This window comes from Enterococcus sp. AZ171, from assembly GCF_051714005.1.
Classification (GTDB): domain Bacteria; phylum Bacillota; class Bacilli; order Lactobacillales; family Enterococcaceae; genus Enterococcus_B; species Enterococcus_B pernyi.
Genome location: NZ_JBIORA010000001.1, coordinates 682,403 through 703,666, shown reverse-complemented (window position 1 = coordinate 703,666; position 21,264 = coordinate 682,403). Strand labels below are relative to the sequence as shown.

Below are 21,264 nucleotides of genomic sequence, written 5' to 3'. Positions count from 1 at the left end.
TAGGTATTTTTATTACAGTTTAGATGCCTTATAAGGCTTACAAGATTGAATAAATCCGCAACACTTTTTTAGATAGAGGAGTGATAAAAAAAAACGAAGTTTGCTAACTATTTTGATAATTTCTTCTTTTCCAGTTTAGTGATGGAGAAATTTTTTTAAGATATTCTCGGCATTTAGCAGACCATAATCTTTCATTTCTATCACTTCAATAACCTTTGTAGGATAATCTTTTACGATACTTTCTCGCATAGAAGAAAGCTCTGGAGATAATAGAATAACATCGGTAGCCTCTGCATACTGATCTAACTTAGAAATGCTATGCATGTCAACATGCACAAGTAAATGTTGTTTTTTTGCTAGGTTGTTCATCTTTGTTATTAACAAATTGGTATAAAGGGTACTATCTGTACTCATTGAAGTTACGCCAAAAACGATGATCTGTTTCTCTTTCATTTGATTATTTTCCAAAACAAGTTCCTTTTCCATTACAGACACTTCCACCTTTCCATAATATATCCAATGCTCTTACTGCTATAAAATAAAAGCTATACCAAACATATTCATTATCTGAACATCTTTTGATACAGCTTTTCATTTTTTATCTTTTGCCGCGACGTTGTGTCGCTTCCATGATGACTGGTAAAATCACTGGGCGGCGTTTGGTTTGTTCAAACAAATAGCGACCTAATTGATCACGTATTTCTTGTTTCAGCTTGCTCCACTCGAAATCATCGCTTTCTAAATGTTTGCCTACAATGGTTTCGATCATGTTGCTACTTTCATTGATCAAATCACGACTTGCTTTGACATAAACAAATCCTCGTGAAGTGATTTGCGGTTTTGAGACAATTTTCTTTTCGCGACGACTAATTGTCACTACTGCAACAAAAATACCGTCTTCAGATAAGATTTTACGATCGCGTAAGACGATGTTTCCAATATCGCCAACACCTAGTCCGTCGATCATGACATTTTCAGCACTTGTCGTACCTGCCACACTCATCCGCTTGTTTTTATATTCTAAAATATCCCCACGTCCTGTGATATAGATATTTTTATAGGGGATACCTACTGCATGGGCTAAGTCTGCATGGGCAGCTAGTTCACGGTATTCTCCTTGAACTGGGATGAAATATTTAGGTTTCATGAAGTTCAACATCAATTGTAAGTCATTTGGATTTGCATGACCGGAAACCCGCAGGTTGTCAGAGATTTGTTTGACTATTCCACCTGCTCGGTAAATGATGTCTTCTGTCTTAGCAACCATTGTTTCCATCGCAATACTTGGTGTCGTTGTGATATAAACAAGATCGCCTTCTTTGATCTTGATATGGCGATGCGCGCCATTCGCCATTTTTTGTAAAGACTTGATTGGTTCACCCATCCGGCCTGTTTCCAAAATGATCAGTTCTTCAGGCTCATAGTTTTTCATATCTTTTAATGTGACCAATAGGTCTTCACTTGGTAATTGAAGTTTTTCTAAGCGCATAGCTGTTCGGATGATCCGTTCAAAGTCTTGCCCAGTCAACACAACCTTACGTCCTGCTTTAGCAGCGGCGTCTAAGATTTGTTGGACGCGTTGAAGATTACTTGCAACACAAGCAACGATGATCCGTCCTTCCCAATATTTGATCGTATCAAATACTTCATCAGCAATTTGGAACTCAGAAGCAACAGGGGTCGCGTTTTCTGCATTTGCTGACTCACTTAGTAAAGCTAACACGCCTTCTTTCCCAATCTCTGCTAAACGAGCGTAATCCGTTTGGTACATTGGGATCGCCATTTGGTCAAATTTGAAATCACCCGTATAAACGATATTTCCTTCTTGGGTTTTTAAATTGATCCCAACTGAATCTGGAATCGTATGGGTGGTGCGGAAGAAGCTAACGATCGTTTCACCGAAATCGATCTCTGTATGCTCATCTACCACATGAAAATCTTTGAATCCTTTTGCAGCATCATTGCGATTGACATTCAACTTTGCCAATTCGATCGTCAATTCGGTTCCGAACACAGGTACAGAAATCTTTGACAATAAATAAGGCAACGCCCCAATCGCATCTGCGTGACCATGTGTCAGAAAGACACCTGCTACACGATCGACATTATCTTCTAAATACGTAAAATCAGGAATCACAACGTCAATCCCTAATAATTCGTTTTCAGGATATTTCAGACCACAGTCTAAAACAAAAATAGCTTCCCCTACTTCTGCAATGTACAAATTTTTTCCGTTTTCGCGTACACCGCCTAAAGGGATAATCTTAATGGTACTCACAAATTTCACCTCTTCTTATGACATCTTCATTTTGACGATGTCGATTCTCTATTTTATTTAAAACGATCCAATTTCTGAGTGCCTCGTTTTCGGATGATTTCATTAGATAATCAAATCTATCTTAATATTACAGGCGTTTAGGATCTTTTTTTGACACAAAAAAATCGGGATTGCTTCAGTTGCTCGATCAACTGCTCCACATCATTATACAACAAATCAAACAAATCGCTAGCATGTACGATTGTTTCTGTCTTCATGTTTTTCCCAGACCATTTTTTCTTCTTTTGTTTTAGAAGATACTTCGTCTATTTTAACATAAATTACTCAATAACTATAGAATGTTTTTCATTTCCTGCTCCATTTGATCTGTTTTTAGCTTTCAACTGTTTGTATTCGTGGCCGCTTTTTAAGGTAGGCTTAAGCTACTCCCTTTATTCTATTTTTTGTACTCATTTCGAAAGGAGATCGAACCAATGAATTTTTTCAAACGAGCATTAAAAAGTACAAAAGTAAAATGGGGGCGTTCTTTACTATTATTAGCAGTTTTTACAGCAATCCTTGTCTTCGTTCTTGCTGGACTAACCATACGTAGTGCGGCACAAGAAGCAGCAGAGCAAGCTCAAAAAGATATCGGTGCGACGGTCACTTTAAGTGCAAATCGTGAAGCGGCTTTTCAAAAACAAACAGAGGAAACTGATACTGAATCCGGTGGACGACCAGATCCTGGAAGTTTCTCCCTCACACCTGTTTCAGTCAGCGATGCAGAAAAGATCGCAGTACTAGATAATGTAGCAAGTTTTTCCTTCGAAAGCTCTGCATCAGCTTTAGCCAATAGCGGGATCACTGCCATTTCAAGCTCTGATACCTCAGAAACATCCGAAGAAACTGATACTGCAACTGATGCTGCACCAAACGGTGAAAACATGGGTGGAGCTATGGGAGGTGGCAAACCCCAAATGATCCAAGCAGATTTTCAAATCAGCGGGGTATCCAATACAGCCCAAACCAGTGGCTTTACAGATGGCACAGCTAAAATCATCGAAGGAGAAGGAATCACTGATAGCGACAAAGATACGAACAATGTTGTGATCGACTCTACTTTAGCTAGTGCGAATGACTTATCCGTAGGAGATACTTTCATAATTACTAGCACGGAAGACGAAGAAACAACTTATGAAATGACGATCAAAGGAATCTATGAGTCAAGTGAAACAAGTAGTAGCATGGGAATGAATTTCAATTTCATGAATCCAGCGAACACTTTGTATACTTATTATACGTTTGCCAATACATTGAATGGCTCGACAGAAGATGACACAATCGATTCTGCGGTTTATACGCTGACCGATCCTAATAAAATTACAGACTTTATCAATGAAGCAGAAAACCTGATCGATACTTCAACGTTCAGTCTTCAATCAAACGATACCATGTTCCAAGCAATGCTTGAACCACTTAACAACGTGGCCAGTTTTTCACAAAATGTCGTTTTACTCGTTGCGGTTGCTGGAATCATTATTTTGACTTTGATCATCATGATCACGATTCGTGAGCGTCGCCATGAACTAGGGGTATTGCTTTCATTAGGTGAATCCAGAAGCAAAATCGTCCTTCAATTGTTTGCAGAAGTGGCCATATGTATGATCGTCGCGTTAGGTGTGGCTTCATTCAGTGGAAATGTCGTTGCAAATGCTGTCGGTCAACAGTTGCTTGATCAACAAACTGAAACGTCAACCGACTCACCTGCCGAGCAACAAGGAGAGCAGATGCCTGGTGGTGGCAATCGTGGACCTGGCGGACAACCAGGTGGAACTAGTAATCCACTTACCGTTTCGGAGCAAGTAAGCGACCTTGAAATCACTGTTCAACCAGCTCAACTTGGCCTACTAGCAGCTGTTGCATTTGGGATCAGCTTACTCTCAGTTTTTCTAGCCTCCATCGGCATACTACGATTAAATCCACGAAAAATTTTATTAAACTAAAGGAGGAATTGGATGTTACGTACAGAAAACTTGGGCTTCTGGTATCAGAATCCAACAGAAGCACTTTATAAAGATGTGAATCTATCCTTTGAAAAAGGAAAAATGTACGCCATATTAGGGGCTAGTGGTTCAGGAAAGACGACCTTTCTTTCGTTGATTTCAGGACTTGATACACCAAAAGAAGGGACTGTTTATTATGAAGAGCGAGCTTTAGCTAAAATAGGCCTACGGAATTATCGCAAAAATGATGTATCCATTATTTTTCAAGCGTACAACTTATTGCCTTACCTTTCCGCTCTTGATAACGTCATTACCGCCATGGAAATTTCAAATACTCCTCAAAAAGAGTATCGCCAAGTAGCACTTGATCGCTTGGCACGCGTTGGGATAAATGAAACACTTGCAAAACAACAAGTCACTAAATTATCTGGGGGACAACAACAACGCGTAGCGATCGTCCGAGCGATTTGTTGCGAACATCAGTTGATCATTGCGGATGAACCAACAGGAAACCTTGATGAAACGACTTCACAAGAAATCGTTCAACTCTTCCAAGAAATCGCCCATGAGCAAGATCGCTGTATCATCATTGTGACACACGAACTAGAAGTGGCTAAAAAATGTGATGAAGTTTTTGAATTAAAAAATAAAACATTCGCGTCCATTGCCATTGGATAACCGCTAAAAAAAAGCGTCCACCTTATTGGTAGGACGCTTTTTTTTAAGAATTTACAAGTAGACTATTTATGGTCTTTTTTTGAAAATTTTTCTTTTACATCTTCAAAGCCTTCTTTGATTTCATCGCCGATATTACGAGCTTTACTCTTGATATCCGCACCTACAGATTGGGCTTTACCTTCTGTTTCTTTACTTCTATCGCCTGTTGCTTTTCCATAGGCTTCTTTGCCTTCACCTGCAACTTTGTCTTTCAAATCTTTAGAGCGTCCTTCTAAATCTGCCATAATATTTCCTCCTCTAAAATTTGTCTTTGTAACTACTTTTAGAGTAACACCAATTATAAAAACAAACAAACAGAATGCTTATTGTGTTATTTAGTTGTTAAGAATTTGCTCAAATGTTCCCCAAACTTTCACTTGTTTTTCTTGGACCATGATGGTGCCATTAGCGATCACCGTATCGATTTCTAAGGTTTCTTTATCAAGTAGACAAAGATCTGCATCTTTACCAACAGCGATTCTTCCCTTTTGGTCCAGTTTAAGGACTCTTGCAGAATTGGACGTCACAGCTCGTAAGGCAATCTCTAAAGGAATGTCTTCTTTTTGAACGGCTTCTTTGATGCCCACCAGTAAGGATTTCGCACTACCGACGCCCATACCGATAAAATGGTTCTCTTGGTCAAAATATGGGAGACTACCTTGTCCATCGGAGGTCAAGGTGAAGTTATCAAGAGAGACTTGTGCTTCCAATAACTGCTTCAATGCTTTACTGAAACGAACTTCACCATCGGTCTTTTCCCAAAAATCAGGATCTTCACTTGCAGTGAAATCGATCGTTCCACCTTTTTTCGCAAATTCGATACATGCAGCTAATAATTCAGTTGTCCGATTCGCATGCGTCGGATAAAACTGAGTAATAGGGATTTCTGTTTCTTCAACCACACGATTCAATAGTTCCAATTTTCGACTTCCGCCACCTAAATGGACATTCACGATCCCTGCTTTACCTGATAACATGCCCCCAACACGAGCATCCGCCACTGACCGAGCAAACTCATCGAATGTTGGCTGAGAAGAGCGATGATCAGAGACAGCGATTTCTCCGATCCCAATGATCTTATCAATGGTAAGAAAATCTTTGATCAATGAATCAGTCACCGTTTTGACCGGCAACCGATAAGAACCAACATAAACATACGTAGTCAATCCTTCTGCCTCTAACCCTCTTGCTTTACTGATCAAAGCAGTCATATCTCGACCCTCGCCATCTGTCCCGATACAACCTACGACTGTTGTCACTCCTGCTGTCGTTAATTGACTAAGTGTGACTTCTGGCGTGCGATTATGATAGCCTCCTTCGCCGCCGCCACCTAAAATATGGAAATGGGCATCAATAAAACCTGGGGTCAAGAGTTTTCCTTCTCCTGAAATTTCTTCCACGATCAATTCTTCGTAACCGCCGGATAGTTGATCTTCCAAGGCAACAATCTTATTTCCTGCCACTAATACGTCCTTCTTACCAAGATATTCTGGTGCATAGACATCGATTTGTCGAATGAGTTTCATATCTGATCTTCTCCTTTATAAAATAGTCTTTACCTTTTAGAACACTCAAAAGGTTGTTTAATAAGCAATCCATCGCTCTTTCGGAAATAAGCGAGAAAATCCAAAAATATGAAGATACTTTCGGGTTTTCTCGCTTATTGTCTCAGAGTTACGTATCGGTTAGCATAACTTCTTTGATTGCTATAAATCAGTTCTTATTTGTTTTATTGAAGTCCGATCGCGATTGCAATCATAATGAAGATCGTTCCTAAAACAAAGAAGAATCCTTGCATTTTGATTTGGAATCGTGCCCATTTTGCCCATTCGATCCGTGCCACACCTAAGACACCAATCAAGCTAGCAGAAACCGGCGTGAACGCATCCATGAATCCTGAACCTAATTGATAAGCTAATACAGCCACTTGACGAGAGACACCTACTAAATCAGCCAACGGTGCCATGATTGGCATCGTCAATGCCGCTTGTCCAGAATTTGAAGTGACGACTAAGTTGAACAAACTTTGGAATACGTACATCGCCCATGCCCCGATAACTGCCGGCACACCAGTCAGTGCTGTTCCAATACCATGTAAGATCGTATTAAGCGCAGAAGGTACAGAAGCATCTGATCCACCTAATACAAGTAAGATTCCTTTTGCCATCCCAACAACGATCGCTGTTCCAGCTAGATCTGCTGCTCCAGATTGGAAAGAAGAGGCAATATCATTGACCGTCATACCGTCCAATTTGAATAAAACAGCAATGATCCCTGCAACGAGTCCCATAACAAAAAATTGAGAGGCGATTTCTGGGATATAATAGCCTTTTTGTGTGACTCCCCAAACGATCCAAACTAAAACGATCAACATTTCGCCTAAAATCAATTTATGGCCTAGTGTAAATGGTTTTTGTTCATCGGATGTTTTCTTCAAGTGGTTACGGAAGTATTCATCAGATTTATACGTTAATGAACTTTCCGGATTCTTCCGAACTTTTTCGCCATAGATCATTAAGTAACCAGCCGATAACGCAGTCACGACGACCCACATGATCAATCGGAAGGTGGCGCCTGATAAGACTGGAATACCTGCAATCCCTTGAGCAACGGCGACACTGAACGGACTCATCCATGACGTGGCATTCCCGACTTGTGACGCCACATAGGTGACTGTGACGGCGACGATTGAATCATAGCCTAAGGCAATCACAAAAGGTACCATGACCATTGAGAATGGAATGACTTCTTCAGCCATACCGAACGTTGCGCCTCCAAATGAAAAAGCAAAGAATAAGAGCGGTAAAGCTAAACGTTCTAGACCACGTGTCTTATTGATAAAAGCATAAATACCTGCATCGATGGCACCCGTTCGCATAATGATCCCGAATGCACCACCCACGACTAAAATAAGTGCAGCAATCCCGACTGCTGAACCATATTTATCACCTGATACTAGACCTTCAAAAACGAAGTTTAAAAAGCCGAAACCACCGAAATCATCGGTCCCCCATAGTTTTGCTGTTTTATGCAATTTCTTTGAGGTGTCATAGATGTCTTCACCATATTCATCGTATAAAACATCATCTGTCAGTGAGATTTCATCTAGTTTCTCCTGGGTCAAGTTTTTCTCACCAGCTGCCAAGACTTCTTCTAATCCTTCTTCAGGAACAGCTAGCTTTTCTCTTTCCTTTGGATCATTTTGTAATTCTTCCAGTTGATCAAATACAAAAGCCTTATCTAATTCATAAGCATAACGAAACGAATCTTGGCGTAATACTGTTCTGGTACTGGTTTCTCCATTTGCATCTTTGTATTCTATATCTTGCGTACTGAATCTCCCAGCTGGTACGATAAATGTTAATAACCAGGCAAGTACAACTACACCAAAAATAATGACATACGTATGCGGTGTCGTCATTTTGGTAAAGTCTCGTTTTTTCTTTACTGAAGAATTTTTTCTCTTCAAAACTCGTTCTTCCTTTCTTGCTACGTTTTTGTCAATAATGAATAAGCAAATAGATTATACAGTAAAATGTTCTATACCACATGAATAAACAATTAAAATAATCTATTGATTTTAGTTATCATCAAGACACATTTTAATAAAAACGCTGGTTTCAAAGCCATAGTACCTATAAAAATGGATTAAAATTCTTTTTTTATTTTTACAATGTCGCTATTTCCGACTATTTATTTTCATTTCTAATTACGTATAAACAAAGATTTTTTAGCGATTAACAAATATTTATACATTTTCTTCCTCGCTCCTTTCCTATTTGAATCGATGTTTTTGATTGAATTTCTGCCTCTCTCTTCCTCTCTTTTTATTTTCATTAGGTATCTTCATTGCAATATTCATAACAAATGTACTATAATTGGAGTGTAAAGAGTTTTGGGGAAGACTCTTTCATCAACGTGTATAAAGAGACAAGAAAGAATCTTCATGATTCTTTCTTGTCTCTTTTTCGGACTCTTAACCTTCTCGCTTTAGTGACTCTCCAACAAATAATACACTGAAAAATAAACGATCTGCTGTAATAGGATTAAGGTTGCTAAGGAAGCTGCACCACATATAGCTGGCTCAAATTTAGGAACCGTAAGGACGGCATCATCTATCGTTGCATAGTTATCTAATACTAGATCTGCATATTCATATAAGCGCAAACCACTACTATGTCTTGACTTGATACTTCGGGATAAGTCAAATCCGGTGATCACGATCAATAGATACCCTTGTTCTTTGACCCATTCCGCCAGTTCAATGATTGCAGGATTTCTACCTTCATTTGATAAGAAAAGAAAAATATCTTCGGGTTGCGCATTGATTTGTTCAATGATTGCTTGGCCAGTTCCTTCCAGCGACTCATAAATCCCCGCTGCGGGATGTTCAATCAACTGAGTTGGCAAGATTTTTGGACATTGTTGCCAAAATTCATAGGCAGTGCCTTGTAAGGTACGGCTAGCAAAAATATGTAAACATCCTCCTCGATGAATCTGTGTAGCGATCCAACGACCCGCTTGTTCCATCAAGGGTTCCTCGATCCTTAATTTTTGTTCAAGTTTTTGACAATAATCAAAATAGGGTAAGCTCATTCTTTTCTCCTCTTCTTCTGCTATTTCAGAATAGAGATAACTATCAAAAAGAAAAATACAAAAAGATGAGACGAAGCAATTGCTCAGTCTCATCTTTACCTTAACCACTTATTCATTACAATCAAGCAAAAGATCTGATGTAGCAGCATCTTGATGTTCTTCAGCTTCAGTGTAAAAGATAGGAACGATGTATCGCTAAAAGCAAGTCTTTAAAACGGATTAAACAAACTTCTCGCTTGAATATACATCTGTTTTGACATAGTAAATAAACTGCCCCGCTTCCTCCGCTTTTTAGATTCATAAGGTAGAAAATCTTCCTTAAATCAGGTACAATAAATGCGGTCGGTGCGCTGCATCGACTATGGCAAAATGATCGGTCAGGGTGTATACGTGTGACTGGTCATTCCTTGATAGTTAGTTGCCGCTAACTATCAAGGAGCCTTTTTTTAGTTATTTCTATCTGCATCTATTGTAAGGAAAGTGCGAAACAAGTGCAAGTATCAAAATATCAGCGGTCAGATCTTGTCCGTCTTTCTGAGACATCCTTTGAGCGGTTCGGAGAAGCCGCATGTTTGCCTTTTTTGACGACATGAAATCTTTTAAGTAGATACGGGATATAGGCAAAAAGGTACAGCAAAAGAAAAGCTGCCGCAAAAAGAAATGCCTGTTGATCTCCCCACAAAAGAACGATGATCAAACTACCGATCGCCACTGTTGCTAAGTACCAAATAAAAATCAAAAAGGTTTCTTTTATTCTGACCATATAAAACATCGTAAACAAACTAATAAATAATACTGGCAGTAAAAACAGCCAATTATTTCCCTCCATCAACCATTTCAATCCATCAAGAAACGTTTGTGCAATGTTGATTAGAATCCCCATGTAAGCAATACACCTCATTTACTATTCTTTTCTCAAGATTTTATTTCTCTAATTGTTAAGTTTTTAGTCCAGAGAATGACTTAGATCAATGAGGTATTGTTTCAGCTGCTCGCTGATTTCAGGATGACCTAAACCGTATTCGATACTTGTTTTTAGATAACCAAATTTATCACCGACATCATATCTAGAGCCTTTGAATACTCTCGCATATACGGGTTGCTTTTTATTTAATTCATCAATTGCATCCGTCAATTGAACCTCATTTCCAGCTCCAGGTTTTTGTGTTTCTAATAATTCAAAAATTTCTGGTGTCAATAAGTAGCGTCCAATAATCGCTAAATCACTCGGAGCTTGTTCAGGTGTTGGTTTTTCGACGAATCGTTTCACTTCATACAAGCCTTCAGATTCTTTTGTTTCTGGATCGATGATCCCATATTTTGACGTGTCTTCATGAGGAACTTTCATGACTGCTACAGTCGAACCTTTTGTTTTCTCGTAATCTAAGATCAATTGTTTTGTCAGTGGAATCTCATCTTCCATCAAATCGTCCCCAAGCATAACGATGAATGGTTCATCTCCAACAAAAGTTTTCGCTTGTAATACCGCATGACCTAGTCCTAAAGGATGGGACTGACGGATAAAGTGGAGATTGACATTCGTTGTTTCTTCGACTAATTTTAGCAAGTCGATTTTATTTTTTTCTTGTAGATTCAATTCTAATTCGATATTCGAATCAAAATGGTCTTCAATCGGTCGTTTTTCTTTTCCGGTAACGATCAAAATATCTTCGATCCCCGAAGCTAAAGCTTCCTCTACGATAAATTGGATCGTTGGTTTATCAACGATCGGCAACATTTCTTTTGCCATTGCCTTTGTAGCAGGTAAAAAACGTGTACCTAGACCTGCTGCAGGAATGACTGCTTTTCTTACGATTTTATTCTCCATATGCGTATTTATATACTCCATTCTGTTGATTTACTGAAATTCGTTTTCCATCTTGCCATCACGCAACATGATTTCTTTTGCTGCTTGTTTGATATCCTTCCCTTGATAAAGGACCTGATAGATTGTTTGAGTGATGGGCATTTCTACACCTAGTTGATCAGCAAGTTCAACCGCCGCTTTTGTTGTCGATACACCCTCCACGATCATTCCCATATTCTCTAGGATTTGGTCTAATTTCTGTCCTTCACCTAACATATGACCCGCGCGCCAATTTCGTGAATGGACACTGGTACAAGTGACGATCAGATCACCAACACCGCTCAATCCAATAAAGGTCAAAGGGTTCGCGCCCATTGCTACACCGAGACGACTGATTTCAGCTAATCCTCTTGTCATGATCGCCGCTTTCGCATTGTCACCAAAACCAAGACCGTGGATCGCGCCGGCACCGATTGCAATGATATTCTTCAATGCTGCACCTGTTTCCACACCGATCACATCATTATTTGTATAGATTCGGAAATAATCATTCATAAATAATTCTTGCACATAAGTAGCTGCTTTTTGATCAACACTTGCAGCAGTAATCGTTGTGATATCGTGGACTGCCACTTCCTCTGCATGACTAGGTCCCGACAAAACAACGATGGATTGACGTTTTTCTTCTGGGATTTCTTCAGCAATCACTTCTGAGATCCGCTTATGCGTGTCTTGTTCTAATCCTTTACTTGCATGGATGATCACTGGTTTTGTCGTTAAATGTTGTAGCAATTCTTGTGCTACAGCACGGATTGCTTTCGTCGGTACGACAAATAATACTGCATCTACCTCTTTGACAGCTTCAGCCAATTCTGTGTAACCGATGATTGATTCTGGTAAATGTAACTCAGGTAAATAGTGTTTATTCGTATGATACGTATTGATTTCTGTGATTTGTTCTGGAACATTCCCCCAGATACGGACGTCATGTCCATTTTCTGCTAAGGTTTGAGCTAAAGCAGTTCCCCAAGAGCCAGGGCCTAATACTGCAATTTTTTGTTTCATGGAAATTCCTCCAAAATTCATAGTTAGTTTCTATTATAGTATAGATTAACAAAATACTGGACTTATTTTCATTGTTTTTAGCTTTTGTTTAAGAAGAGGTCGAGATATAAGTGTTTCGAAGTGGCTACTTTTTAGATGGTGTGAGAGGTCAAATGCCCCAGAAACATTTTATTCAGCCATTTTATTTCTTGATCTACCTTAAATAGAAATTATAATGTTGCAATACCATACAAGATGTTTTTTGGTCTATTCCAATGATATAGTCTATTTATCAACAGTCGAACTAAAGGAGGTGCATCTTATGTGGTCAGTTACTCCACCAATGTAAGTGCAAGTTTCAAGAATAGACAAAATCCTCAAGAATAAAAAACGAAAATCGTCGTTTAACAAGCGATTTTCGTTTTTTTATTTATTTTTCTAAAAATCAGCTGTCTCTATCCATCTCTTCTATTTATCGTAATTCTTTCTCGATGATTTTTTTATACATAGCAATATCATAACCAAACAATTATGTTTCTTAAAAAATAAAAAAAGCCCTCTAAAAAGAGGACTTGGAATTTTTATAATAGTTGTTATAATATATGTTTTTTTCATGTTCTGTTATACAAACATAAATAAATAATTGAATTTTTATCATGCGTTTGCCCAATTGCTAAGATTCTCGTTATACATGCACGAAAATCTTAACAATACTGAGCAAATCACTTATTCGTTGATTGATTCAGCATCAACGATTGCTTCATTAATAAAAACGGGTATGGATCGATTAGCCAATCAATTCCCAAGGTCCCCATTGTTCAGTTCCAGGCTCATTGCCTCGTGTCCACCATTTTGCACGATATGTGTTTCCTTTGTGTGTCACGATATCACCTAAATCATAAATTGTATCTGCATCCCATGCTTCTGCTGATGGTGCATCCGCCGTTGTCACAACTAATGCTTTGCTTTCTTCTGAAATGTTGCCCGCTTCGTCAAATGCTTTTACTGTATAAGAATACTCCGTATTAGCTGTTAATCCTGCGTCACTAAATGTATTTGTTTCTGTTTCTCCTACTTGCTCACCATCACGGTAAACATAGTAACCTACTACACCCACGTTATCTGTTGATTGTGTCCATGATAAAGAAACACTCTTGTCACTAATTGATGAAGCCGTAATGTTCAATGGTACTGATGGAGCTTCTAAGTCTGCTGGTGGCTCTTCTAATGTAGAGATCACTAATGCTTTACTTTCTTCTGAAACGTTACCAGCTACATCAAATGCTTTCACTGTATAAGTGTATTCTGTGCTGGCAGTCAATTTTGTGTCTGTATAAGCATTGTTTGTTGCTCTACCAATTTGTTCGCCATCACGATAAATGTAATAACCTGCTACGCCACGATCATCTGTTGATTTTGTCCATGATAAAGCAACAGTTGAATGTGTTGCTGTGCCTGCTAGATTTGTTGGTTGTGATGGTTTTTCTGTATCAGGTGTTTTTTCTTGGAATAGATCCTGATAAGACTTCGCAAATGATTCATTGTACTCGACACCAGCTGAGTTTCTTCCTTCATCCCAGTTGATACTCCAAGTCATCAAACCTTTTAATGGTGTTTGATCTTTTTCCATTTGTTCGAATACATCGTAAACTTTTGATGGTTCTTTTACAAAACCATTTGCTGCTGCATCTACGTTTGCTGGAATACCTAAAGCTAAGCGATTCGCTGGGATTTGGATAAACCCACCGCTTCCTTCGTTGAAAGCTTTTGAAATTCCATATAAGAATTCAAATTTTTTGCTGTCATTATTTTGAGCGATCCATTCAGTTCCAACACTTATACCGTCACCTGCTTGGTTGTATAACTGTGGTGCAATAAAATCATATTCTTGTTCTAAAGCAGTAATGTATGGTACATATTTACCTTGTGTTCTTAAATATGGAAACTCTGGCGCCATGGAGATAATGAAATGTTTTTGTTCTTTCTCAAAATGCGCACGGACAATCTTCAAAGCATCTGGAATTACTGTTTTATTGTCGCCTGCATCTACTGCGGTTTGTTCTAAATCGATATCTAAGCCATCAAATCCATAAACTTCAACCAAACGGATAATTTCATCGGCAAAGGCTTGTTCTTCCCCTTTATGTAATTCAATATGTGAATCTGCACCACCAAGTGAAATAATGACCACACGATTTTCAGCATTCAAAGTGGCTACTTTTTGTCTAAATTCAGTATCTGACATATTGTAAGGTTTGAATGTTGGGATACCTTCTCCTTTCATGAATGACACAGCAATCACATTATAAAAAGGATTTACTTTTGCCAAATCAGTATCTGCCGGACGGCCACCTTGGTAACCAGCACCTTGTTCAGGCACCCAATTATGATAATAACCTACTGAAACTTGGCGATTTGAGATATCTGGCATCGTATCTGCTGCATCTGCTGCAAACACATCTGTTCCGCCTCCAAACAAACAACCTAAAAGACCAACTGAGAATAATAAACTTTTCTTATTCATTTTTTTCCCTCCTAAATTTGTATTACAGAAGAGATTAAAACATATTTTATCCTTCAAAATTTTTTTTGTTTGGTATTGCAACAAAATAACTTTCCAAACAAAAAAATCGCACTTTTTTAACAAAAGGGCGCACATATGAAAACATAACATCCACATAACTATATTATGCTATTATAACCATGTACAAAAAAACAGCTTCTGGAGGAAATGAACATGACAGAACATGCTGCTCTAATTCGAAAATTAAGAAAAGATCGTGGATTGACACAAGAACAACTAACTTCAGGTATCTCACAAAGAGGAACCTTAGCAGCTTTTGAATCACGTGGAACAAAAATCGGCTTTGAACTAATAGTAAACTACCTTGATCGGATGAATATCACACTTGAAGAATATCAATTTTTATTGAATAGTAATTCGTTGTCTAATAAACAAAAATTAACGAATTATTTAATCACTTCAAAAACCATTACATCTGCTCAAGAACAAGAATTGCTCAACGAATTTGAAAAAACAGGAAACATTTATTATCGTTTGATCTACGCCCAAAGAAAATTGATTTCAAATTATCTGTATAGTAGCTCTTTTACCGCATCAATGAAAGAAGAAATCAGTGTTATAAAGAAGTATCTTGAAAAGATTGATACATGGGGGCACTTTGAATTGACTATTTTTTCGAATTGTTTATTTATTTTTGATGATGAATACATTGCCTATTCGTTCCAAAATAGTGTCACAAAGATGAAAGCCTACATAGATAATACCTATTATTCGGAGCTTCTTTCTAACTTTATTTTGAACGGCATACGTCTTTCTTTTAACCGTGAATCAACCACATTACGCAAATTATTTCTAGCCCAATTAAAAAAAATCGCGACGACACACAAACAAACACTCGATCTTGCACATTACAAAGTGTTTACTGCTTTAGATAAACTAGCTGATGGACAAAAAACAGCTTTAAAAGAAGTGGAAACGGGTATTGCGTTTTTTGAATGGTTAGATCTTTCTACGAGTAAAGACTACATGATCAATCTAAAAGAAAAATTTTGCGCTGAAGTATGTGATTTTCCGAACAATGATCATCACACAAAAGTCGTTGTCAAAAGTACGTGCGATCGCCTCTCTCCACAACGCCAAGTGAATACTGCCTAAAATAACCGCGTATCTCCTCACTCCCAATGAGAAGATACACGGTTTTTAAGTCTCTCTGTTTATTCTCGATTGATTCGATAGGTTCCACTGGAATGGCGTGCTTGATACGAGAGTTTCTAAACAGTTCATTGCACATTTCGTAGTCAGACGATTATCGATCAAAGAACTATCAGAAATGCAACGCATTGAAGAAATGCGTCTTCGTGTATTCCTTTCAGGGGCACCGATTACTAAAGTCAACAAATCCTGGCCAGTCATATGGACCACCTACAAGGGCGCACCAGCCTACTGCCTGTGTAGGTGCATAACGTTGCTTCCTTCATTTTCTGATTCGTTCTCTACATTTCCTCTCAATAAATTCTTTTGTTACTTGTTTTATCCCCATGTCTCCCCTTTCTATACTGTGCAAACGCGACTCCTTCAGTGGCAGTTCTTTCTCCAGCGAACATTTGCGTTTCACCTAAAAAATGACTAAATAGTATAATTTCTAATAACACTCGCGATGAACGAAATTTTTTTGTTGCAATAACATACATAATTTTCAGATTAAAAATATATCAGTTATGATAACAATCGTACATTACACAAAGTAAAAATATCGGAGGAATTATTATGAAAAAGAGTACATTAATTGGTTTAGGATTCATTTTGGCAGGTATCGGAGCAAGCACGCTTACTTCTGTTGATGTTGCTGCTCATGGTTATGTTTCTGAACCAGCAAGTCGTGGCTACCAAGGAAGCCTTGACAAAAATACAAACTGGAATGCTGCATTCAAAAAATACGGAGCTGTTATCAATGAGCCACAATCCCTTGAAGCACCAAAAGGATTCCCAGCTGCAGGACCTGAAGATGGTCAAATCGCTTCTGCAAATGGTACGGTAGGTGATTTCTTATTGGATCAACAAACAGCCTCATTGTGGACAAAACAACAACTGACAGCTGGTGCAAATGATTTTACTTGGACATTCACTGCCAACCATGCAACAACGAAATGGCATTACTACATGACGAAAGCCGGTTGGGATCAAAATGATGCGTTGACAAGAGACGACTTGGAATTCATTGGTGAAGTAGGCAATGATGGACAACTAGCTTCTACTAATCCGACACATTCGATCAACATTCCCAATGACCGATTAGGTTATCATGTGATCTTAGCTGTTTGGGATGTCGCTGATACTAAAAATGGGTTCTATAATGTCATTGATGTCGATGTTAAAGGTGAAACAGTTTTAGCTGACTTACAAAAAAAAAATTATTAATGACCGAAAGAGACCGAGGCAGGAATCTTTAGCCACGGAAATAAGTCACCATCTACGAGAGTTGTTCGTCAATTTTTTGTAGATGGTGCTTTTTTGTAATTATTTTTTTCTATGGTTTATTCAATTATAGGCGTTGCAAGAGCGACAACGCGTTAAGCGTTATGGTGTGATTTCTTAAGTTTTACTAAAATGTGCGGATTATGAAAAGGCTTGTTCTCTTTTCATTCTAAATTTCATAAGCTACAATATGAGAGTACCTAGTTATATCATCGTTAGATTTCTCGCTGCAAGATATTTTTGTTGCTTTAAGGATATCTATTTATCATAAATCGGTTGTTTTTTGCCGATAGACGTTCGAACAATATTGGGTAACTTGTTTTTAGGAGGAAATTTTTATGATTCAGTTATTGCGCTATGCGAAAGACTATCGAAAACAAATCATCCTAGGTCCTGTATTTAAATTTTTAGAAGCAGTCTTTGAATTGATTTTACCTTTACTGATGGCTTCGCTGATCGATAATGGGCTAAAAATGAACAATCGTGAAGTGATCATCAATATGGGTATCTGGATGATCGCGATGTCGGTGATCGGATTGATCTGTGCCATTATTTGTCAATATTATTCATCCATTGCCTCTCAAGGGTTTGGAACAGAACTTAGAAATCAACTCATCAAAAAAATCAACTCTTTCTCCCATAGTGAATTAAATCATTTTGGGACGGATACATTGATCACGCGGATGACCAATGATATCAATCAGCTACAACTTGCACTCGCAATGGTTATCCGTTTATTGATCCGAGCACCTTTTTTAAGTATTGGATCAGTAGTGATGGCGTTTGTGATCGACTGGCAAGTCGGGCTATTCTTCTTAGCTTTATTACCAATTTTTTCAATCATTTTATACTTTATTATCCGTAAGACGATCCCCCTCTATCAAAAAGTCCAAGAAAAGTTGGATGGTCTAAACGAGACTGTTAGCCAAAACTTAAGCGGGGTTCGTGTGATCCGAGCATTTTCACGTACCAATAAAGAAATCGAAACATTTGATGAAAACACAGATGTCTTAGCAAAAAATTATTTACGTGTTTCCAATATCTCCGCTTTGCTCTCTCCGGCAACGACATTGATCATGAATGTCGGAATCATTTGTCTATTGACTGTCGGCGGGGTCAAGGTAAATATCGGTTCCTTACAACAAGGACAAGTTTTAGCATTGATCAATTACATGAACCAAATGTTATTAGCCTTGATCGTCGTTTCCAATCTTGTCGTGATTTTTACTCGTGCAGAAGCTTCTGCTCGGCGGGTCAAAGAAGTCTTAGATACCGAAAATACCATTACAGATGCTGAGACTCCTAGTGAACCAGTCATGGATTCTGAAACAATTCTACAATTTAAAAACGTAGATTTTCGTTATACGCCAGAATCTGGTCTGTCATTACAAGGAATCAATTTCACTTTGAAACGCCAAACTGTCTTAGGGATCATTGGTCCGACCGGAAGTGGGAAGACGACATTGACACAATTGATCCCACGTTTTTATGATGTTAGTGAAGGCTCTGTGCTATTTGATGAACAAGACGTTCGTGACTGGCCCTTAGATACATTACGAAGTCAGATTTCGCAAGTACCACAAACGGCTGTCTTATTCACCGGTACCATTCGGGAAAATCTTCAGTGGGGAAAACCTGACGCGACAGACGCAGAGTGTTGGGAAGCTTTGGCAATTGCCCAAGCGGAGGATTTTGTTCGCCAATTACCCAAAGGTTTAGACACAAGAGTCATGGAGAATGGGAAAAACTTTTCCGGAGGACAAAAACAACGGTTGACGATTGCTCGTGCATTGATCGCCAAACCCGCCTTATTGATCTTAGATGACTCCTTGAGTGCCCTTGATTATCAAACGGATCTAAACTTACGCCAAGCACTACAAACTTCCCTCAACACAACGGTCATCATTATTTCTCAACGCATCCGTTCGATTCAACAAGCAGAGCATATCCTCGTCATGGATCAAGGAAAAATCGTAGCCCAGGGTACGCACGATACATTGCTTAGTCAATCTTCTGAGTATCGTGAAATCGTGGCATCACAGGAGGAGGAATAAAATGAAAACAAAAAAACTATCTTGGCAAACGCTCAAACGTTTTGTTCCTTATCTGACGGCCCATCCACGTGAAATTTGGTTAGCTGTCTTGTTGGGAATCGTCAATGGTGTTGCTACCGTCGTAATGACCTTACAAATCGGTCAAAGTATCGATCAAATGGTTGGTGTGGGACAAGTCAACTTTACTCGATTAGTCCAACTTCTGGTGATGTTTGGCGGGATCGTTTTACTTAATGTCATCAGTCAATGGCTGATCCAAGTATTAAGTAACCGATTGGCTTACCTCTCCGTTGCGAATCTACGAAAAGATGCCTTTGCTCGTTTGAATCTTTTACCTTTAAGATACTATGATCAAAATTCACATGGGAATATCGTCAGCCGTTTCACAAATGACATGGACAATATCTCCATCGCAATATCAGCGGCGTTCAATCAATTATTTTCTGGGGTAGCGATCATTATCCTCTCACTGATCTTCATGCTCAACTTGAGTCCGTTATTGACACTTGTCGTCATTTGTTCGACACCAATCATTTTCTTAGTCAGCTGGTTAGTCGCACGGGCTTCTCAAAATGATTTTGATAACCAACAAAAAATCATTGGGAACATTTCAGGATTCGTTACGGAACGTATCGGTAATCAAAAAATCATCAAAGCGTTCCAACAAGAAGAAGTCAATCAACAGCAATTCAGCGCATTGAATGCTGACTTATATGAGAAAGGGCAGCGCGCGCAATTCTCTTCTTCATTAACGAACCCATCTTCTCGTTTTGTCGATCACTTAGCCTATCTCTCCATTGGTTTGATTGGTGGTTTACTTGCCTTACGAAGTGATTCAACGATTACTGTCGGGATCATTTCAAGCTTTACGATCTATTCAAGTCAGTTTTCAAAACCTTTTATTGAATTATCAGGGATCACGACACAGATCCAAACAGCATTTTCTGGTTTAGAACGAGCATTTGAATTGATCGACCAACCGGAAGAAACGCCAGATGAACCTTTTGCGTATCAACTTGAGCCTCAAACGATCAAAGGCGAGGTCGCTTTTAAACATGTTTCTTTCTCTTATGAGCCACAACAACGGTTGATCGAGAATTTCAGCTTTGTTGCCAAACCAGGTCAAACAGTGGCAATCGTTGGTAAAACAGGAGCTGGTAAATCCACATTAGTGAATTTATTGATGCGGTTTTACGATGTCAATTCTGGGACGATCACGATCGACGATTATGATATTACCCAAATCGCCCGTGATTCCTTACGTAAAAGCTTTGGGATGGTTTTACAAGATACTTGGTTATTCGACAGTACGCTACGAGAAAACTTACGTTACGGGAAGCCAGATGCCAGTGATGAAGAAATCAATGAGGCCCTAAAATCAGCCTATATGTATGAATTTGTCCAACGCTTGCCACAAAAACTAGATACACGCATTGGTGGACAGGGATTAAAAATCTCCGATGGGCAGCGTCAATTACTGACGATCGCTCGTACGATGATCAGTAATCCACCCATGTTGATACTTGATGAAGCAACAAGTTCAGTGGATACATTGACAGAGAAGAAAATCCAAAATGCCTTCCTAAAAATGATGGAAGGAAAAACTAGTTTTGTGATTGCCCATCGCTTGTCCACGATCAAAAATGCCGATCAGATCCTCGTGATGGATCAAGGGGCAATCGTTGAGATAGGAACACATGATGAATTATTGAAAATCGAAGATGGTAGCTATCGTCAACTTTATCAAGCGCAATTTACTGGATCGGTTGAAAAATAGTGAACATCGA

Annotated in this window: 16 protein-coding genes; 6 read left to right on the top strand and 10 right to left on the bottom strand. The window is 38.7% G+C overall.

Going from position 1 to position 21,264, the window contains the following annotated elements; genetic code table 11:
- Positions 1-135: 135 nt before the first annotated feature.
- Both IGJ49_RS03295 and IGJ49_RS03290 read right to left on the bottom strand, forming a co-directional pair.
- Positions 136-486, bottom strand: a complete 351-nt coding sequence (locus IGJ49_RS03295) for a PTS sugar transporter subunit IIB (protein ID WP_438722397.1) — start codon at positions 484-486, stop codon at positions 136-138.
- Between the two features lie 112 nt (positions 487-598).
- Positions 599-2,278, bottom strand: coding sequence for a ribonuclease J (locus tag IGJ49_RS03290; protein ID WP_010736115.1), 1,680 nt, complete (start codon positions 2,276-2,278; stop codon positions 599-601).
- A gap of 473 nt (positions 2,279-2,751) precedes the next feature.
- Between IGJ49_RS03290 and IGJ49_RS03285 the strand changes: the two genes are divergently transcribed.
- Entirely contained in the window at positions 2,752-4,260 is a 1,509-nt protein-coding gene (locus IGJ49_RS03285) for an ABC transporter permease (protein ID WP_438722394.1), read from the top strand.
- Between the two features lie 12 nt (positions 4,261-4,272).
- On the top strand, positions 4,273-4,938 hold the full coding sequence (locus tag IGJ49_RS03280) for an ABC transporter ATP-binding protein (protein ID WP_010736117.1): 666 nt from the start codon (positions 4,273-4,275) through the stop codon (positions 4,936-4,938).
- A gap of 62 nt (positions 4,939-5,000) precedes the next feature.
- On the opposite strand, the gene IGJ49_RS03275 is transcribed toward IGJ49_RS03280, so the two are convergent.
- The 8 genes from IGJ49_RS03275 to IGJ49_RS03240 all read right to left on the bottom strand — a co-directional run bounded on the left by IGJ49_RS03275 (position 5,001) and on the right by IGJ49_RS03240 (position 14,948).
- Positions 5,001-5,222 carry a CsbD family protein gene (locus IGJ49_RS03275; protein WP_010736118.1) on the bottom strand — a complete coding sequence of 74 codons (222 nt, stop codon included), beginning with the start codon at positions 5,220-5,222 and terminating at the stop codon, positions 5,001-5,003.
- Between the two features lie 90 nt (positions 5,223-5,312).
- Positions 5,313-6,503 carry a beta-aspartyl-peptidase gene (gene iadA / locus IGJ49_RS03270; RefSeq protein ID WP_438722391.1) on the bottom strand — a complete coding sequence of 397 codons (1,191 nt, stop codon included), beginning with the start codon at positions 6,501-6,503 and terminating at the stop codon, positions 5,313-5,315.
- A gap of 203 nt (positions 6,504-6,706) precedes the next feature.
- Complete coding sequence (yfcC, locus tag IGJ49_RS03265; protein WP_019722929.1) at positions 6,707-8,446, bottom strand: putative basic amino acid antiporter YfcC; 1,740 nt, start codon at positions 8,444-8,446, stop codon at positions 6,707-6,709.
- A gap of 521 nt (positions 8,447-8,967) precedes the next feature.
- On the bottom strand, positions 8,968-9,573 hold the full coding sequence (locus IGJ49_RS03260) for an SIS domain-containing protein (protein ID WP_010736121.1): 606 nt from the start codon (positions 9,571-9,573) through the stop codon (positions 8,968-8,970).
- Between the two features lie 508 nt (positions 9,574-10,081).
- Positions 10,082-10,456: a hypothetical protein gene (locus IGJ49_RS03255; RefSeq protein WP_010736122.1), complete on the bottom strand. Its 375-nt coding sequence runs from the start codon at positions 10,454-10,456 to the stop codon at positions 10,082-10,084.
- Positions 10,457-10,519: 63 nt separating this feature from the next.
- The gene (gene galU, locus IGJ49_RS03250; protein WP_010736123.1) at positions 10,520-11,401 is read right to left on the bottom strand and encodes a UTP--glucose-1-phosphate uridylyltransferase GalU; all 882 of its coding nucleotides are present in this window, start codon (positions 11,399-11,401) and stop codon (positions 10,520-10,522) included.
- Positions 11,402-11,431: 30 nt separating this feature from the next.
- Positions 11,432-12,445: an NAD(P)H-dependent glycerol-3-phosphate dehydrogenase gene (locus tag IGJ49_RS03245; RefSeq protein ID WP_010736124.1), complete on the bottom strand. Its 1,014-nt coding sequence runs from the start codon at positions 12,443-12,445 to the stop codon at positions 11,432-11,434.
- 766 nt (positions 12,446-13,211) lie between these two features.
- Positions 13,212-14,948 (bottom strand): fibronectin type III domain-containing protein, encoded by a 1,737-nt coding sequence (locus IGJ49_RS03240; RefSeq protein ID WP_438722388.1) that lies wholly within the window; start codon positions 14,946-14,948, stop codon positions 13,212-13,214.
- A 213-nt stretch (positions 14,949-15,161) separates the two neighbouring features.
- Between IGJ49_RS03240 and IGJ49_RS03235 the strand changes: the two genes are divergently transcribed.
- From IGJ49_RS03235 to IGJ49_RS03220, 4 genes are all read left to right on the top strand, one after another.
- Positions 15,162-16,103 (top strand): helix-turn-helix domain-containing protein, encoded by a 942-nt coding sequence (locus tag IGJ49_RS03235; RefSeq protein ID WP_062805586.1) that lies wholly within the window; start codon positions 15,162-15,164, stop codon positions 16,101-16,103.
- 612 nt (positions 16,104-16,715) lie between these two features.
- Positions 16,716-17,366, top strand: a complete 651-nt coding sequence (locus IGJ49_RS03230) for a lytic polysaccharide monooxygenase auxiliary activity family 9 protein (protein WP_224434567.1) — start codon at positions 16,716-16,718, stop codon at positions 17,364-17,366.
- A gap of 395 nt (positions 17,367-17,761) precedes the next feature.
- On the top strand, positions 17,762-19,477 hold the full coding sequence (locus IGJ49_RS03225) for an ABC transporter ATP-binding protein (protein ID WP_375152122.1): 1,716 nt from the start codon (positions 17,762-17,764) through the stop codon (positions 19,475-19,477).
- Position 19,478: 1 nt separating this feature from the next.
- The gene (locus IGJ49_RS03220) at positions 19,479-21,254 is read left to right on the top strand and encodes an ABC transporter ATP-binding protein (protein ID WP_375152121.1); all 1,776 of its coding nucleotides are present in this window, start codon (positions 19,479-19,481) and stop codon (positions 21,252-21,254) included.
- Positions 21,255-21,264 lie beyond the last annotated feature (10 nt).

Bases quoted from the DNA above. Each gene is read 5' to 3' on its own strand.
- IGJ49_RS03245 (WP_010736124.1), bottom strand. From the start codon at position 12,445: ATGAAACAAAAAATTGCAGTATTAGGCCCTGGCTCTTGGGGAACTGCT.
- IGJ49_RS03230 (WP_224434567.1), top strand. From the start codon at position 16,716: ATGAAAAAGAGTACATTAATTGGTTTAGGATTCATTTTGGCAGGTATC.
- IGJ49_RS03285 (WP_438722394.1), top strand. From the start codon at position 2,752: ATGAATTTTTTCAAACGAGCATTAAAAAGTACAAAAGTAAAATGGGGG.
- IGJ49_RS03235 (WP_062805586.1), top strand. From the start codon at position 15,162: ATGACAGAACATGCTGCTCTAATTCGAAAATTAAGAAAAGATCGTGGA.
- IGJ49_RS03260 (WP_010736121.1), bottom strand. From the start codon at position 9,573: ATGAGCTTACCCTATTTTGATTATTGTCAAAAACTTGAACAAAAATTA.
- IGJ49_RS03225 (WP_375152122.1), top strand. From the start codon at position 17,762: ATGATTCAGTTATTGCGCTATGCGAAAGACTATCGAAAACAAATCATC.
- IGJ49_RS03240 (WP_438722388.1), bottom strand. From the start codon at position 14,948: ATGAATAAGAAAAGTTTATTATTCTCAGTTGGTCTTTTAGGTTGTTTG.
- IGJ49_RS03280 (WP_010736117.1), top strand. From the start codon at position 4,273: ATGTTACGTACAGAAAACTTGGGCTTCTGGTATCAGAATCCAACAGAA.
- IGJ49_RS03295 (WP_438722397.1), bottom strand. From the start codon at position 486: ATGGAAAAGGAACTTGTTTTGGAAAATAATCAAATGAAAGAGAAACAG.
- iadA (WP_438722391.1), bottom strand. From the start codon at position 6,503: ATGAAACTCATTCGACAAATCGATGTCTATGCACCAGAATATCTTGGT.
- IGJ49_RS03220 (WP_375152121.1), top strand. From the start codon at position 19,479: ATGAAAACAAAAAAACTATCTTGGCAAACGCTCAAACGTTTTGTTCCT.
- IGJ49_RS03255 (WP_010736122.1), bottom strand. From the start codon at position 10,456: ATGGGGATTCTAATCAACATTGCACAAACGTTTCTTGATGGATTGAAA.
- galU (WP_010736123.1), bottom strand. From the start codon at position 11,401: ATGGAGAATAAAATCGTAAGAAAAGCAGTCATTCCTGCAGCAGGTCTA.
- IGJ49_RS03275 (WP_010736118.1), bottom strand. From the start codon at position 5,222: ATGGCAGATTTAGAAGGACGCTCTAAAGATTTGAAAGACAAAGTTGCA.